At 38.4% G+C, this 16,041-nt stretch carries 14 protein-coding genes; 6 read left to right on the top strand and 8 right to left on the bottom strand.

The annotated features are described in order from the left end of the window. Nucleotides 1-142 precede the first annotated feature (142 nt). From RM549_RS08160 to RM549_RS08135, 6 genes are read left to right on the top strand one after another with little or no spacing between them, the layout of a single operon-like run. The gene (locus RM549_RS08160; RefSeq protein ID WP_311683594.1) at nucleotides 143-592 is read left to right on the top strand and encodes an ATP-dependent zinc protease family protein; all 450 of its coding nucleotides are present in this window, start codon (nucleotides 143-145) and stop codon (nucleotides 590-592) included. Next, nucleotides 564-1,436, top strand: coding sequence for a 30S ribosomal protein S6--L-glutamate ligase (rimK, locus tag RM549_RS08155; RefSeq protein ID WP_311683592.1), 873 nt, complete (start codon nucleotides 564-566; stop codon nucleotides 1,434-1,436). The genes RM549_RS08160 and rimK overlap by 29 nt, the downstream gene beginning before the upstream one ends. 3 nt (nucleotides 1,437-1,439) lie before the next feature. Next, nucleotides 1,440-2,447, top strand: a complete 1,008-nt coding sequence (locus tag RM549_RS08150) for a succinylglutamate desuccinylase/aspartoacylase family protein (RefSeq protein ID WP_311683590.1) — start codon at nucleotides 1,440-1,442, stop codon at nucleotides 2,445-2,447. Further along, entirely contained in the window at nucleotides 2,416-2,988 is a 573-nt protein-coding gene (locus RM549_RS08145) for a 5-formyltetrahydrofolate cyclo-ligase (RefSeq protein ID WP_311683588.1), read from the top strand. The genes RM549_RS08150 and RM549_RS08145 overlap by 32 nt, the downstream gene beginning before the upstream one ends. A 56-nt stretch (nucleotides 2,989-3,044) precedes the next feature. Continuing rightward, nucleotides 3,045-4,496: a PAS domain-containing sensor histidine kinase gene (locus RM549_RS08140; RefSeq protein WP_311683586.1), complete on the top strand. Its 1,452-nt coding sequence runs from the start codon at nucleotides 3,045-3,047 to the stop codon at nucleotides 4,494-4,496. 11 nt (nucleotides 4,497-4,507) lie between these two features. Next, nucleotides 4,508-4,927 carry a response regulator gene (locus RM549_RS08135; RefSeq protein WP_311683584.1) on the top strand — a complete coding sequence of 140 codons (420 nt, stop codon included), beginning with the start codon at nucleotides 4,508-4,510 and terminating at the stop codon, nucleotides 4,925-4,927. Here RM549_RS08135 and RM549_RS08130 read toward each other — a convergent pair. The 8 genes from RM549_RS08130 to gdhA form a co-directional block, all read right to left on the bottom strand. Further along, nucleotides 4,924-5,538, bottom strand: a complete 615-nt coding sequence (locus RM549_RS08130; protein WP_311683581.1) for a lipoprotein signal peptidase — start codon at nucleotides 5,536-5,538, stop codon at nucleotides 4,924-4,926. The genes RM549_RS08135 and RM549_RS08130 overlap by 4 nt on opposite strands. A gap of 36 nt (nucleotides 5,539-5,574) precedes the next feature. Beyond that, nucleotides 5,575-6,249, bottom strand: coding sequence for a DUF4097 family beta strand repeat-containing protein (locus RM549_RS08125; protein WP_311683579.1), 675 nt, complete (start codon nucleotides 6,247-6,249; stop codon nucleotides 5,575-5,577). Nucleotides 6,250-6,266: 17 nt separating this feature from the next. Beyond that, nucleotides 6,267-6,650, bottom strand: coding sequence for a TraR/DksA family transcriptional regulator (locus tag RM549_RS08120; RefSeq protein ID WP_311683577.1), 384 nt, complete (start codon nucleotides 6,648-6,650; stop codon nucleotides 6,267-6,269). 4 nt (nucleotides 6,651-6,654) lie between these two features. Further along, nucleotides 6,655-10,071, bottom strand: coding sequence for an isoleucine--tRNA ligase (ileS, locus tag RM549_RS08115; RefSeq protein WP_311683575.1), 3,417 nt, complete (start codon nucleotides 10,069-10,071; stop codon nucleotides 6,655-6,657). Nucleotides 10,072-10,254: 183 nt separating this feature from the next. After that, complete coding sequence (locus RM549_RS08110; RefSeq protein WP_311683573.1) at nucleotides 10,255-11,148, bottom strand: hypothetical protein; 894 nt, start codon at nucleotides 11,146-11,148, stop codon at nucleotides 10,255-10,257. A gap of 243 nt (nucleotides 11,149-11,391) precedes the next feature. Next, on the bottom strand, nucleotides 11,392-13,791 hold the full coding sequence (locus tag RM549_RS08105; protein WP_311683571.1) for a TonB-dependent receptor: 2,400 nt from the start codon (nucleotides 13,789-13,791) through the stop codon (nucleotides 11,392-11,394). After that, nucleotides 13,791-14,510: a DNA repair protein RecO gene (gene recO, locus RM549_RS08100; RefSeq protein WP_311683569.1), complete on the bottom strand. Its 720-nt coding sequence runs from the start codon at nucleotides 14,508-14,510 to the stop codon at nucleotides 13,791-13,793. The genes RM549_RS08105 and recO overlap by 1 nt, the downstream gene beginning before the upstream one ends. A gap of 126 nt (nucleotides 14,511-14,636) precedes the next feature. Next, complete coding sequence (gene gdhA, locus RM549_RS08095) at nucleotides 14,637-15,980, bottom strand: NADP-specific glutamate dehydrogenase (protein ID WP_311683567.1); 1,344 nt, start codon at nucleotides 15,978-15,980, stop codon at nucleotides 14,637-14,639. Between the last annotated feature and the right edge of the window lie 61 nt (nucleotides 15,981-16,041).

Raw genomic sequence — 16,041 nt, 5'->3', positions numbered from 1 at the left:
CGCAAATCTGAAGTAACTATAACCAGTAATTCTTCCGAAGAAAATTTGCTCCCGAAAAAAAGTATATAATTTAGAATTTCCAAAGCAGACTATTTTCAGAATACATTAAGAAGAAACGCAGGCTATTTTGTTATCTTGCAATATGGAGAAAAGAGTGATAGGCAGGTTTGACAAAGCAGATTTCCCGGCCCTCAGGTTATATGATATTGCGATAAAAATAGATACGGGCGCTTATACTTCGTCCATACATTGTGAAAATATTGAAGAAAAGGACGATAAACTTTATTGTACCTTTCTGGATGAAGAGCACCCTTTGTACAATGGCAGGGAAATTATTTTCGACGATTTTGACATTGTCTTTGTACGCAGTAGTAACGGGATTATACAAAAGAGGTATCAGGTACAATCCAACATTAAACTTTTTAATAAGATTTTTAAAATTTCCCTTTCTTTGTCTTCGCGTCAGGAAATGCGATTTCCGGTTCTTATCGGGAGAAAATTTCTCACCAAAAAATTTATTGTCGATACAGAACTAACAAACGTTTCTAATAATTTAAATGAAAATGAAGCTAAAAATTCTATCCAGAAATAGCAACCTTTATTCAACCAAACGACTGGTGGAAGCCGCTAAAAAACGTGATCACGAAGTTGAAGTTATAGATCCAGTTAAATGTGATCTTGTTATAGAAAAGAAAAAACCCTCGATATTTTATAAAGGAAAAGCTATTGAAGGAGCAGATGCGGTAATCCCCAGAATTGGTGCATCAATTACTTTCTTTGGAACTGCGGTTGTAAGGCAATTCGAAATGATGGGTACTTTTACTACTACAGAATCACAGGCATTGGTGAGAAGTCGTGATAAACTTAGGAGCCTGCAGATTCTTTCCCGCGCCAGACTGGGGCTGCCAAAAACGGTCTTTACCAACTACTCAAAAGATGTTAAAGAAGTAATAGATCACGTAGGAGGTGCGCCTCTCATTATAAAATTACTTGAAGGGACCCAGGGATTGGGAGTTGTACTTGCAGAAACAAATAATGCAGCCGAATCTGTTATTGAAGCTTTTAATGGATTACAGGCAAGGGTTATCGTCCAGGAGTTTATTAAAGAAGCCGGCGGGGCCGATATTCGTGCTTTTGTTGTAGACGGCCATGTAGTTGGAGCAATGAAGCGCCAGGGAAAAGAAGGCGAATTTCGTTCTAATCTTCACCGTGGTGGGTCTGCTGAGATCATTGAACTTACAGATGAAGAGGAAAATGCAGCCATAAAAGCCGCCAAAGCAATGAGTCTTGGAGTTGCCGGTGTGGATATGCTGCAAAGTGCCAGAGGACCACTTATTCTAGAAGTGAACTCCTCTCCAGGCCTTGAAGGCATTGAAGCTGCCACGGGAAAAGACATAGCAAAAACCATTATAAGGTACATTGAGCGAAATGTGTAATTTATGCCACAAATAGACAAGGATAATGTCCTGGAGATACTGGGAAAAAGAATACCCCCGGGAAAGAGTGCAACAATTAATTTTAATATGGCCAAACTCTACACCACTACATCTGTAGAGGTGCCGGTCATTATTGAACGTTCGAAAAAACCCGGTCCGGTCGTGTTACTTACAGCAGGAATTCATGGGGACGAAATAAATGGGGTGGAAATAGTACGGCAGATTATTTCCAAAGGAATTAACAAACCCCAGAGAGGTACTATAATTTGTATTCCGGTTGTAAATATTTTTGGATTTCTTACGTTAACACGGGAATTTCCAGATGGCCGGGATCTAAACCGAGTGTTTCCCGGAACAAAACATGGCTCTCTGGCTAGTAGATTTGCATATCAATTCGTAAAGAAAATTCTTCCGGTAGCAGATTTTTGCATGGATTTCCATACTGGTGGAGCAAGTAGATTTAATGCGCCCCAGATCAGAATAAAGAAAGGCAATGAGGAAAGTCTTAAGTACGCTCGTATATTTAATGCTCCATTTACCATTAATTCTAAAACAATAACAAAGTCATACAGGGAGACTTGTGCGAAATTAGGAATTCCGGTACTTCTTTTCGAAGGCGGAAAATCTTCTAACAGCAATAAAGAAATTGCAAGACATGGAGTGGACGGTGCTACACGAATCCTAAGCCACCTGGACATGTTAAATCCTAAATTTGACTATCCCGATGCTATTACCGAAACGGTAGTGATCGAAAATACCTTCTGGATGCGTGCGAAGTACAGCGGACTTCTGCATATTAAAATTCCTTGTGGCAAGCATGTGGAAAAAGGAGAATTTATTGCAACAATTACCGATCCTTACGGCAAATTCCGACATAAGATTAAAGCCGCAAATGAAGGCTATGTAATAAATGTGAATGAATCTCCCATAGTTTACCAGGGCGATGCGGTTTTTCATATTACACTTCCAAAAAGGACAAATGAAGAAGAAATATCTGAGAGCGAAATATAAGAAGTTAAGACTTAATTTGACTACGGAAACAATTGAAGATCTGAGTCTGCAAATCGCCAATCAACTATTAACACTGCCAATCTGGGATTTCAGCTTTTATCATCTTTTTTTAAGTATTGCTGAACAGAAAGAAGTCGATACAGAACCTATACTCCATATTCTACAGGGAAAAGACAAAAATGTAGTACTCCCTAAGACCGACGCTCCTACAAATGAACTTATAAATTACCTTTTAACGGATACAACAGTAATTAAAAAGAATCGTTGGAACATTCCGGAACCACAGGATGGAATAATTATCGAAGCAAACAAAATAGAGGTTGTGTTTGTACCGCTTCTTGCATTTGACACCTCCGGACACCGTGTTGGTTATGGCAAAGGCTTCTATGATAAATTTTTCGCAACCTGCCAGCCAGACGTCTTGAAGGTTGGACTCTCGTTTTTTGAGGCTGAAGAAAAAATTGAAGATACTTATCAGTCAGACATTCCACTTGACTATTGTGTGACCCCTAAAAACTCCTACAGCTTTAGAAAAAGTTAAATTTATTTGTAGGACTATTCACATTAGCCTACATTTATCTAAATATTCCCCCGTTAATGCTTAATGACCTCCAGCTAAATAGTATCCTAGAGGATTTTGATATAGCTTATTGGAAAATCAATCTCTTCAGCAAGGAAATTGACTGGTCTGATCATTTTACTACATTAATTGGCAATCCTTATACCTCTAATGATTCCTTTGAATTTTTTCTTCAGGAAATCCTGCACCCAGATTATCGTTACGACTTCCGAATTAACTTTGAAAAGTTACTTTCAGAAAACGAAACCTTCAGCTTTGAAATAAAGATGCGCCTCGAAAATGGCAAATATCGGTGGTTTGAATGCAAGAATCTAAAAAATAAAGACAGTAGCTTAAGAGAAACAGCAGTGCTGATCTTTGTAAATATCCACCAGAGCAAACGTGACCAATATACTATAGAAGAGAATTTTTTCTACTATAGGGAGACAGCAGAAATGACTTCTACAGGTGGCTGGTACGTAGATATTATAGACAAGAATATTTATTGGGACAATGTCACCAAGAGAATTATGGATTGCCCCCAGGACTTTCAACTGGATTACACAGAAAGATTGAAGTTTTATACACCGGAACACCATCATCTAATAAATTCTGCATTTAAAAAATGTGAACTTTACGGGATCCCCTTCAAAATTGAACTTAAAATGTTGACGCTTTATAAAAAGGAATTTTGGGTGAGCGCCACCGGAAAACCTGTTTATAATCAGGAACAGCAAATAATAGGTATAAGAGGGGTTTTTCAGGATATTAATGAAAATAAAACCAACGAAATAAATCTCCAGAACTCTCTGGACATTATCGCCACCCAAAATTCACGCCTCTTCAATTTTGCGCATATTGTTTCCCACAAATTAAGATCCCATAGCAGTAATCTTAGTCTTGTGGTTGAGCTACTAAAAGAAGCTAAAACAGATAAGGATAAACTGGATCTACTGGAAAACGTAAGTTATATTTCTAAAAACCTGGATACCGCCATTGCACAACTTAATGATGTGGTGAGCATCGATACCACTTTAGCTAAAGAGAGGGCAAAAATCAAGTTTGATGACGCCCTGGATTTTGTCCTGGCCTCCATTTCTTCCCTGATCAATCGGGAAAATGCAAAAATCATCGCTGAATTCCATTCTTTAAAAGAAATTTACTATATACCTGAGTATCTTGAAAGTATTTTACTAAATTTAATTAGTAATGCCATAAAATATAAACAGCCAGGCAGGAAACCGGTTATTTATATTCAGTCATATGTCTCTAACGGAAAGGAATTTCTGGAAATTAGTGACAACGGTATGGGCATAGATCTCGATCAACATGGGGATAAGATGTTTGGAATGTACAAGACCTTTCATCAAAATCCCGAAGCAAAGGGAATTGGGCTGTTTATCACCAAAAATCAGGTGGAGGCGTTGGGAGGCTCAATTTCTGTTACGAGTACAGTTGACATCGGGACGACTTTTAAGATAATGTTTTAGATTTTACTATTATGGGGCAAAAAGTAGGACTGGCATGTATTATCGACGATGATAAGATATACGTGAATCTGGTAAAGAAAATTATTGAAATTAAACAACTCTCAGAAAACCTTCTGATTTACAAAAATGGAAAAGAAGCTCTGGATTACTTTGAACATATCCTTGGCAACATGACAGAAGACAGGCTTCCTGAAATTATTTTTCTTGATTTAAACATGCCGGTGATGGACGGCTGGGAATTCCTGAATGAATTCATCAAAATCAAAAATTATTTTAATAAGAAAATTACACTTTACGTCGTGAGTTCCTCAATAGATCCAAGAGATTTAGAACGGGCAAAATCCATCAATCTAGTAACGGACTATCTTATTAAACCCATTGAACTTAAAAAGTTTGAAAAAATCTTTGAGAGAACAATACCTGCTGCTTAATTCCCCTCCTCTTCTTGTTTTGGAAAAGCTCGTTTATTAAAAATTAGCAGAAGAATTACCCCTGCACTAATTGCGCTGTCTGCAATATTAAATACAGGTTCAAAAAAGGTAAAGTAATTTCCTCCCCAAACAGGGATCCATTCCGGTAAATACCCCTCGTATAATGGGAAGTAAAGCATATCCACAACTTTACCATGAAAGAGTGTGCTATAGCCTCCTCCCTCAGGCATAAATTCTGCGATCTGGCGATAACTGTCGTTGAAGATTATTCCGTAGAAAACAGAGTCTATAATGTTCCCCATTGCGCCTGCAAAGATAAGTGCAATGGACACGATGAGAACCTTAGATGCATTCTTGCGTACAGAGTCCCATAACCAATATCCAATTCCAACAATAGCTACCAATCGGAATAAGGTTAGAATTAACTTCCCATAAGTTCCCGGTATCTTAGTTCCCCAGGCCATTCCTTCATTTTCAACGAAAAGAATACTAAACCAATCGAATACCGGAAGCTCCTGCCCTAAAGTAAAATTAGTTTTGATGTAGATTTTGGATACCTGGTCTATTAACAATACCAGGAAAATAATAACGCCAGCTTTTTTTAGAGACATGAATGTTAAGTTAAAAACGAACCAAAAATACTAATATTATTTAGTTCTAAGGACACGAATGTCCCCATTAATAGATTTGAGTTTTAGAAGATTAGTTCCACGAATTCCTGGCTGAACATATACTATTCCGTTTCTGGATTTAGCTTGTACATTAACGGGTGTCGTCTCTACATAAATATTCCCTTTGTACGTATTTACAGTAGCTTTACCCTTAAAGGATAAAAGCCTGCAGTAGCCGTCCTTTAGATCGGCAAAAAGATATTTAAAACTCCCTCCCGCCTCTACCGAAGCAAGATTAGAACTGATAAAAACCTGGATATTTTCCGGTACCTCCAGTTTTATTTCCATAGAAATAATTTTATGAGCACTAAGTTTATCATACCCTCCCGTTAAGGCTTTGGGAAACCGGCTGCTGAGTTTCAGCGTCTGCTTTTCTACTTCAGTAACAAGAAAAATATTGTTGTAATATTCTCCTTCAGAATGAGTAGAAATCTTGATTTCTTCTGTACCCGAAGTATATAGGCTTATTTTATAAACCTCATCGGCATAAATTTCAATCTTATGGATGTCGCTGGCATCAAAAATCTCCCTGGTATCCTTCTGAGCGTTACACAGAAGAATTCCGAAAAAAAGAAAACTACATATTAAAACTTGCTTCACTATGAAAATCAAAAAACGCTCCTTGCTGAATTCAACAGGAGCGTTTTCCATAAATTTAAAAATGTCGATTATCGCTGAAGGTTCTTAGCTTCGATACTTAGTGTCGCATGCGGAACAAGCATAAGTCGCTCTTTTGCAATAAGTTTTCCGGTAACGCGGCATATGCCATAAGTTTTATTTTCAATACGAAGCAAAGCATTCTTTAAATCCCTGATAAATTTCTCCTGACGAATAGCCAGCTGGGAATTTGCTTCTTTACTCATGGTTTCACTTCCTTCTTCAAAAGCTTTAAAGGTCGGGGAGGTATCATCTGTACCGTTATCGCCGTCGTTTTTATAAGCATTTTGATAGATTTCAAGTTGTTCCTGGGCCTTTGCAATCTTTTTCAAGATTAAGGCCTTAAACTCTGCTAAATCAGCATCGCAGTATCTTTCTTTAACATCTGTAGACATAGGCTTAATGTTTTTTAATAAACAATCTTGTGGAAATTTCGTCAAATTCTACCAGAGAACCCTCTTCAACCACATCTGCAAATTCGAGACTTGCAGTTAATGTTTCATTTTTAATATAAGTTATATTTTCATTAACAGCATCCTCGATCATGCCGTCCTTTTGTAGGGTCACATTAATTGTATCTGTTACTTCAAAACCAGAATCTTTACGCATATTCTGAATGCGGTTAATTAACTCCCGGGCAACTCCTTCCTTCTTCAATTCAGGAGAAATATTTACGTCCAAAGCTACTGTAATATTGCCACTACTGGCTACCGTCCAACCTTCAATATCCTGCGAGGATATTTCCAGCTCATCGATCGCCAAATTAATCATTTTTTCATTAACTTCAATATCAATACTTCCCTCACGCTCCACTTGTGCTATATCTTCGGAAGTAAAACCACTTATCTTGCTAACAATCAATTTAATATCTTTTCCAAATCTCGGACCAAGAACTCTGAAATTTGGCTTTACCTGTTTTACAAGTATTCCTGAAGCATCATCTATAAGCTCCAGTTCCTTTACATTAACTTCAGATTTTATAAGATCCTGAACAGCCAGAATTTCTTCCTTCTGTCGCTCGTCCAGTACCGGAATCATTACTCTTTGCAAAGGCTGTCTAACTTTTATCATCTCTTTTTTTCGCAGCGAAAGTACCAGAGAAGAAATAGTTTGTGCCTTCTCCATCTTTCGCTCTAAAGACTTATCAACAAACTTTTCCTCAAACTGCGGAAACTGAGCCAAATGTACAGATTCGAATGTTTCCTTATTTGTTGCCTGGTTTAAATCTTTGTAAAGTTTCTCCATATAGAATGGAGCTACCGGAGCACCTAACTTTGCAACAGTTTTCAGGCAGGTGTAGAGCGTTTGATATGCTGAAATTTTATCCTGCTCATAATCTCCTTTCCAGAACCTTCTCCTGCTTAGACGCACAAACCAGTTACTCAGGTTTTCCTGAACAAATTCTGAAATTGCCCGGGTAGCCCTTGTAGGTTCATAATCTGCATAGAATTTATCGACGTTCTGGATAAGCGTAAGCAATTCTGAAAGGATCCAGCGATCTATCTCCGGTCTTTCTTCCAACGCAATTTCATCTTCAGCATAAGTGAAATTGTCAATATTTGCATACAGGGTAAAGAAAGAATACGTATTGTAAAGTGTTCCGAAGAATTTACGTTGCACTTCCCCAATTCCTTCAATATCAAATTTTAGGTTATCCCATGGATTGGCATTGGAGATCATATACCACCGGGTCGCATCGGGACCAAAAGCCGCCAAAGTTTCGAATGGGTCTACCGCATTGCCAAGGCGCTTGGACATTTTTTGTCCGTTTTTGTCCAAAACAAGTCCGTTGGAAACTACATTTTTATAAGCAACATCATCAAAAATCATTGTTGCAATGGCATGAAGCGTATAGAACCAACCTCTTGTTTGATCCACACCTTCAGCAATAAAATCTGCCTGCCTCCAGGTCTCTTCTACTTTTTCTTTATTTTCAAAGGGATAATGCCACTGAGAATATGGCATAGAACCGGAATCGAACCACACATCTATAAGATCTGCTTCCCTTTTCATAGGCTTACCACTTTCGGAAATAAGCGTAATCCCGTCTACCACATTTTTATGAAGATCTACCTGCTCATAGTTCTCATCACTCATATTGCCGGGCTCAAAACCTTCAAAAATATCCTTGTCCATCACTCCGGCCGCTACAGCTTTGCCCATTTCTTCCTTTAGCTCTGCAATGGAACCAACGATCTTTTCTTCCCGGCCGTCCTCTGTCCTCCAGATTGGCAACGGAATTCCCCAGTACCTGCTTCTGGATAGGTTCCAGTCGTTTGCATTTGCCAGCCAGTTTCCAAAACGTCCTTCTCCCGTAGCTTTCGGTTTCCAGTTGATTCCGAGGTTCAATTCATGCATCCGGTCTTTAACATCGGTCACTTTTATAAACCAGGAATCTAATGGATAATATAATATTGGCCTGTCTGTTCTCCAGCAGTTTGGATAACTGTGCACATATTTTTCAACTTTAAATGCACGATTTTCTTCTTTCAGTTTTATCGCGATTTCAACGTCTACAGATCTTTCCGGAGCTTCTCCATCGTCATAATATTCATTCTTCACATATTTCCCTGCAAACTCTCCAAGTTCTTTTCTGAATTTTCCCTGCAAATCAACCAACGGAACCAGATTATCGTTTTCATCCTTAACCAGCAATGGCGGAACTTCCGGAATTGCCTGCTTCGCTACCAGCGCATCATCTGCACCAAAAGTAGGCGCAGTATGTACGATCCCCGTACCATCTTCGGTAGTTACAAAATCTCCTGCAATTACCCGAAAGGCATTTTCAGGATTATTATATGGTTGAGCGTATGGCATTAACTGCTCATATTTTATCCCTACAAGATCTTTACCCGAATAACTCTTCCCTATAAAATAAGGGATCTTATCTCCTTCTTTATAATCCTGAAGGGCTTCTTTGCTTTCAACCTTATTAAACTTCTTATCGAACTGCTTTTCAGCAAGATCTTTTGCCACCACAATCGTGACGGGCTTAAAAGTATATTGGTTATACGTTTTTACAATTACATACTCAATCTTTGGCCCAACTGTAAGTGCAGTGTTAGAAGGCAAAGTCCACGGAGTTGTGGTCCAGGCGATAAAGAAAAGATCGCCCCAATCCTCTAAATCTTTCCCTAGAGGTGAGGCTTTAAAAGTTTCATTCTGAACTACTTTAAATTGCGCGGTCACCGTGGTATCGGTAACATCCTGATACGTTCCCGGCTGATTAAGCTCGTGGGAACTTAAACCGGTACCCGCCTTTGGTGAGTACGGCTGAATGGTGTAGCCTTTATAGATTAAACCTTTCTTATAAATTTCGGAAAGCAGCCACCAAACTGTTTCCATGTATTTGGATTTATAGGTAATATATGGATCGTCCATATCTACCCAATAACCCATTTTTTCGGTAAGGTCATTCCACACATCGGTGTAACGCATTACCGCATTTTTACAAGCATCATTGTATTTTTCGACACTAATTTTGGTGCCAATATCTTCTTTTGTAATCCCAAGTTCTTTTTCAACACCAAGTTCTATTGGCAAACCGTGGGTATCCCAACCGGCTTTCCGTTTAACCTGAAATCCTTTCTGGGTTTTATAGCGGCAAAAAATATCCTTAATGGCTCTAGCCATTACATGGTGAATCCCCGGCAGTCCGTTAGCCGATGGCGGTCCTTCAAAGAAAATGAATTGTTCTTCACCTTCACGTGATGAGATACTTTTTTCAAATATCTTGTTCTCCTTCCACCAGGATAAGGTTTCTTCTGCAACTTTTGGTAAGTCAAGTCCTTTATATTCAGGGAACTTATTGCTCATTTTATCGAAATTTCTAATGATGTGCGAAATTAATCAATTTTGACAAAAGAGAGGGGCATAAAAAGAAAATCCTATTTCAGGAATTCTCCACTATTGAGGATTACAGACAGTTTCAAAAAAGAAAATATTTGGGAATTAAAAAGAAAAAGTTAAAGATCAAGGGCTACATAAAGTACTATCAGGCTAAATCGCATCTGAAATCTCGGCCAGAGTACCTGTCATTTTTATATTCAGCTTTGTGTTATCCAGCATCTTATTATCAGAATGCATCCTGGCATTAAATTGAAAAATGAAAACAGTTTCATCCTGATTAAATATAAAATCCTTTGCAGACTGTGTAAGACTTCCGGATTCTTTTTTAACATGTACCGTAATATCTTCTGTAGCTCCTGGCTGTATATGAATATCTTCCATCTGGCCAACCAATTCCATTTCATCCCTTACGGTAAAAGAAAAGGATCCATTAGTAATATTTGTAGGATAATGATTAGGATTCGTTAGACTTACGATAACATCCATGCTTTCATCAGAATCAAGAAGATTGGTCTCTATGTTTTTTAGTTCCATTTTCATCTTCTGAAATGTGGGAAGACTATCAGAAATTTTCATAGAAAATTCCTCCTCTCCTTCAATAGGTACATCTAGCGTCGCGCTTGCTTCTAATGCATAAAAGGCACTATCAACACGTTCTTTTTCAAAATAATCCTGAACTTTTGTCATTGGATCAACCAGAATTTCCATAGGCAATTCTATTACCGTACTGTCCGATGTTTTAATATTGAAAGGATCATCATATATATCCTGAATAACTTTAATAGAATCTATAAAAACCTCATATTCCATGCTTTTACTTTTAAATTCTACCGGAAAAGGATTTTTTAAAACGACTTCGGTTACTATACTTATCTTTTCGTCACTTATATCAGTTATTCTGGCAGAAGCTATGCTCATTTCCGGCTTTAAGTCCTGTGCTATTCCACCCTGTCCAGTGCCTGATGAAGATGATTGCCACCACCATATTCCTGCTGCCACTATTACTATTACTGCTATCACAGCCCACAATTTCCCATTCCTCATATTATATTGTTTTAAATTTATTCATTTTAGGAATGTTCTTAAGAAAAGAACAGCCTGCCTATAATATACACAATAGATAACATGCTGAGGTTAAGTAAATTATAATGTTTACGAACAGAGGATAATATAAAAACGGTAATTTTCGTCCTGAAGTTTAACTGAAAAATTTTGGCTTGATCTAAAAAATCCTATTTGCCGAAAATTGCCATTTTGAGGCACTCGCTTTAAAACAGATTTTTTCAGTTAAAAAAGATAATTTAACGCCAGGATAAAATTTCTTCCTGCTGCTGAAATTCCTGAAGAATACGTCCTGTAAAGCTGATTCATAATGTTTTCCAGTGACGCTGTCGCCTTCCAATGCTCACTTAACGTGTATTGTGCGGCTAAATTGATCGTATACCAGGCGGGGGAATAAGGATTTCCATTTTCATCTATAGCGTAAAGATATTCCTTGCTTTGTTCTGAAGGTGCCAGTTCTTCAAATTCAAATTCGCCGTTGTATTCTCCGTAAAGATCAAATTTCAGTCTTTTTTTATGCCATAAAAGGTGCGTATTCCCAAAAACGGGTGCCGCATGTCGCAAAGGTACATAATTGTTACCTTCTTTTTCTTTCCCTTCAGTAATAGTAAGCTGGGAAGTCAATCTAAAAGCCACTGAAAAATCTATTTTCATTCCTCCTTCAAAACCGTAGACATAAGCACTTGCCGAATTCTGGATGGCCTGCACACGGCTTGGCTCTCCCTGGTAATCTATGATGGTTTCGCCTTCCAGACTAAAATCCCGCCGTACCATGGCATTATCGAGATAGGTGTAAAATCCAGCAATTTCGAAACGGATATTTTCTCCGGGAGTCCAGTCCAGTCCCAGTTCCCCATTGTAAGCATATTCAGGTTCAAGATCTGGATTGGGAACTACAACTGCACCGGGTTCGGAGTCGAAAATCTTTCCAATATCGTCAATATTCGGAGCACGAAAAGCTGTGGAAAAATTCAGCCTCCAGCCAAGACTGCTGTTTTGCTGCCAGTTAATACCGGCACTTCCGGTTAACGCACCGGTATTAATATTTGCCTCTTCAAAAGGAAAATCGTAAAAACCCGAATTAAAATCTGCATTTAATATTACCCGGTTATACCTTACTCCAGATTGAAAAGCCAGGCTTTCCTGTATTTTCCACTGATAACTTCCGTAGGCGGCAAGAGACTGCCAGGAAGAATTATCGGGATATCTGGAAGCCGTCGGATTAACTTCACCGGAAATTATATTTTTACTCCCACCTTCAGAATTAACATTATTAAGCACATATTCTATTCCGTAGAAAAATTTGCTCTCCTGAAATCCTTTTTCAAAGTCGAGGTTAAAAGAGTATGCGCCTACATTTTCTTCTGAATTAAAAAGTACTTCCTCTCCAAAATTCCGATCGTTACGGCTTTCAGCAAAATATTGATAAGCCGCTGTAAATTGCGCTTTATCATACGCCGTTCCATCTCCTCTTTTATTCACTTTAAAATTCCCCATAAACCACGTTTGCGGACCATAATACCACTCGGCAGACCGTAAATTTCCTTCCCGTTTTCTATACAGCCTGTCGTATCGCGGATAATCTGAAGTTGTGCTATAGATAAGCCCCAGGTTAAAATCCCAGTTCCCATCGGGCATAAATCTGATCTTTTCCAAAAGGTTGATCTGACTGTAACCGGTTGGTTTCTGAACCCGCGGATCTGGATTTTCCACCTGGATATCCCCACCATTTCGACGAACTACGTATTCTTTCCTCAAATATTCTTCAGGGCCATATTTTCCCATTTTAAGATCTCCAAAGTCGGAATAGGTAATAGAAGTTTGGGAAGCCCACTTTGGTCTTCCAATATTTACATCTGCATGTACTGTTTTTTCAGTATTAGCACTAGCATACCGGGAATAGGCATTTCCGGAGACTGCAGTTTTTCCGGTGAAAGAAAAATCGGGGCGCAGCGTATAAAAGTTCATTACACCGCCAATTGCATCGCTCCCGTAAACCACAGAGCCGGGGCCAATAATCACTTCGCTGCTCTCCACTGCAAGAGGATCAATAGAAATTATATTCTGAAGATTTCCACTCCTGAAAATCGCGTTATTCATCCTCACGCCATCTACGGTAATCAACAAACGATTTGTTGCAAAGCCTCGAATCATCGGACTTCCACCGCCTAACTGACTCTTTTGAACATACACCTGACCCGTGTTTTCAAGAAGATCTGCTGAAGTTTGGGGAGTATAGAGTTTAATATCTTCAGAAGTTATACTTATTATTTTTTGCGGAATATCTTCTTTGCTCATTTCAAATTTTGAAATGGACAAAATCACCTGCTCGAGTTCATTTTCATTCCCTGTTAAATAAACAGAATGATTTTCCCTGATGATGTCAAATTTCCTTTTCCTCACCTCATCATGGGAAATGTGCTTAAAAATTAAAATTTCGTTTGTACTAAATTTGGTAATATCGGCAAAGCCATCAAAATTGGTAAGGGCGCTTTTGGTTTTCTCGGGATTGTAAATTGCTACATTGGGAAGGGGCTCATTAGTTTCTTTATCGAAAACCTGAATTTCCTGCGCATATATTGAAAAACATAAAAAACAGGCAATAATGCCGGAGAACAATCGCATTAGCTAAAGATTTCATTAAGTACGGCAAGAGACTTTGGCTTTCTAAAACCTTCAATATGTAATTCGTAGTACAAAATGAGCATGTTTAAGAAATTTGTCCGGCTGGTCTGGTTGAGTTTAATACTGGTAAGACTATCAAAATTTATGCCCAAGAACTGCCGTAAAATTTCAAGGTTTTCACCTTCAATGCAATATTCGTTACTCTTATATTCCTGAAAAACCCCATCCAGCATATTGAAGTACGGAAAATCTTTGTTAGAGTCATCTGGCTGAAACCCCAAATATCGACTTAATTTCAGCAAAAACAGCAGATGGAAATTAGCAATCGAGTCGTGAAGGTCCAGCCAATTTAGACTTGCCTTCAAATATTCATATAACGGTGGATTTGCCTCTTCTTCCCGGATCGAATTCTTTAAAACTTCAGCTAAAAATATCACCATAGATGTTTTTATCACATTTGTATGCAACGTCTGGTAAGTATGCAGCACTTTTGCCTCCTTGAGGTATTCCAAAGTGCCTTTGTTTTTATGGCTGGCGACAAGATCGAGTTGGGTAAGCAACTGAAAAAGCGAGGTCTTTAATTTGCCCTTTTTCGATTTTAATATTCCACGAAGTATGTAGGTTTTTAATCCACTTTCCAGGGTATAGGCTTTTACAATAAGATCTGCCTCTCCATACTTTAGCGCACTAATAACTATTGCTTCGGTATTTACGTGCATTGAAATAAATTTGAAACCAAAGGTATAAAAAGAGGTCGTCTAAATCCTTTTTTTCTTCAACTGAAGTAACTCCAGATGACGATAATTGGCATTAGACGACCTCTTAAAATTGTATAGGAATGGTGTTTACACTACTCCCTGTGCAAGCATAGCATCTGCCACTTTTACGAAACCGGCAATGTTAGCTCCTTTTACGTAATCTACATATCCATCTTCATCAGATCCAAATTCAACACATTTTGCATGAATATCGTTCATAATCTCCTTAAGTTTTCCATCTACTTCTTCTGAAGTCCAGGAGTAGCGCATAGAATTCTGGGACATTTCCAATCCTGAAGTGGCTACACCTCCGGCATTTGATGCTTTTCCCGGAGAGAATAAAATTTTAGCCTCCTGGAAAACCGCAACAGCCTCTGGCGTACATGGCATATTAGCGCCTTCTCCTACACAAATACAGCCGTTGGAAACCAAGGTTTTCGCATCTTCTTCCAGTAATTCATTTTGAGTAGCACATGGCATTGCTATATCACAATTAATACCCCATGGTGTTTTTCCCTCAAAATATTCAGCGTTAGGATATTGTTCCACATACTCGCTTATCCTGCCGCGCTTCTCATTTTTAAGGTTCATTACATATTGAAGCTTACCTGCATCGATTCCTTCTTTGTCGTAAACGTACCCGCCGGAATCTGACATAGTAAGTACTTTACCACCTAACTGCAGTGCTTTTTCTGCAGCATATTGCGCCACATTTCCAGATCCTGATATCACAATGGTTTTTCCCTTAATGCTATCTCCTTTTTTAGAAAGCATATTTTCTGTAAAATACACATTTCCGTAACCCGTAGCTTCAGGACGAATTAACGAACCTCCATAAGAAATAGCTTTTCCGGTTAAAATTCCGGTAAACTCATTTTGTAATCTCTTGTATTGGCCATACATATAGCCTACTTCGCGTCCTCCAACACCTATATCTCCTGCCGGCACATCTGTATTTGCTCCAATATGCCTAAAAAGTTCGGTCATAAAGCTCTGGCAAAAACGCATTACTTCATTATCTGTTTTTCCTTTTGGATCAAAATCTGAACCTCCTTTACCACCACCCATTGGAAGGGTTGTTAAGCTATTTTTGAAAACCTGCTCAAAAGCGAGAAATTTCAAAATACTTAGATTAACTGATGGATGAAACCTTAAACCACCTTTATAAGGCCCAATGGCAGAATTCATCTGGATCCTGAAGCCTCTGTTTACCTGTATTTCACCTTTTTCATCGACCCATGGCACTCTAAACATAAGCACTCTCTCCGGCTCCACCATACGCTCTAAAAGCTTAGCGTTTTGGTATTTTTTATTTTTTTCTATAAAAGGGATTATTGTTTCTGCAACTTCATGAACCGCCTGCATAAATTCAGGTTCATTCTGATTTCTTTTCGAGATTTTATCAAGGAAATCTTTTACATTTTGTTCCATAATAATATTAGAGTAATGAGGATTATTAAAAAATATTGCTGTTATGCATTACAAATATAAG

Origin of the sequence: Autumnicola patrickiae (assembly GCF_031846525.1) — a bacterium.
Classification (GTDB): domain Bacteria; phylum Bacteroidota; class Bacteroidia; order Flavobacteriales; family Flavobacteriaceae; genus Autumnicola; species Autumnicola patrickiae.
The sequence above is the reverse complement of the archived record's forward strand: the minus strand, read 5'-3'. Positions and strand labels throughout refer to the sequence as shown.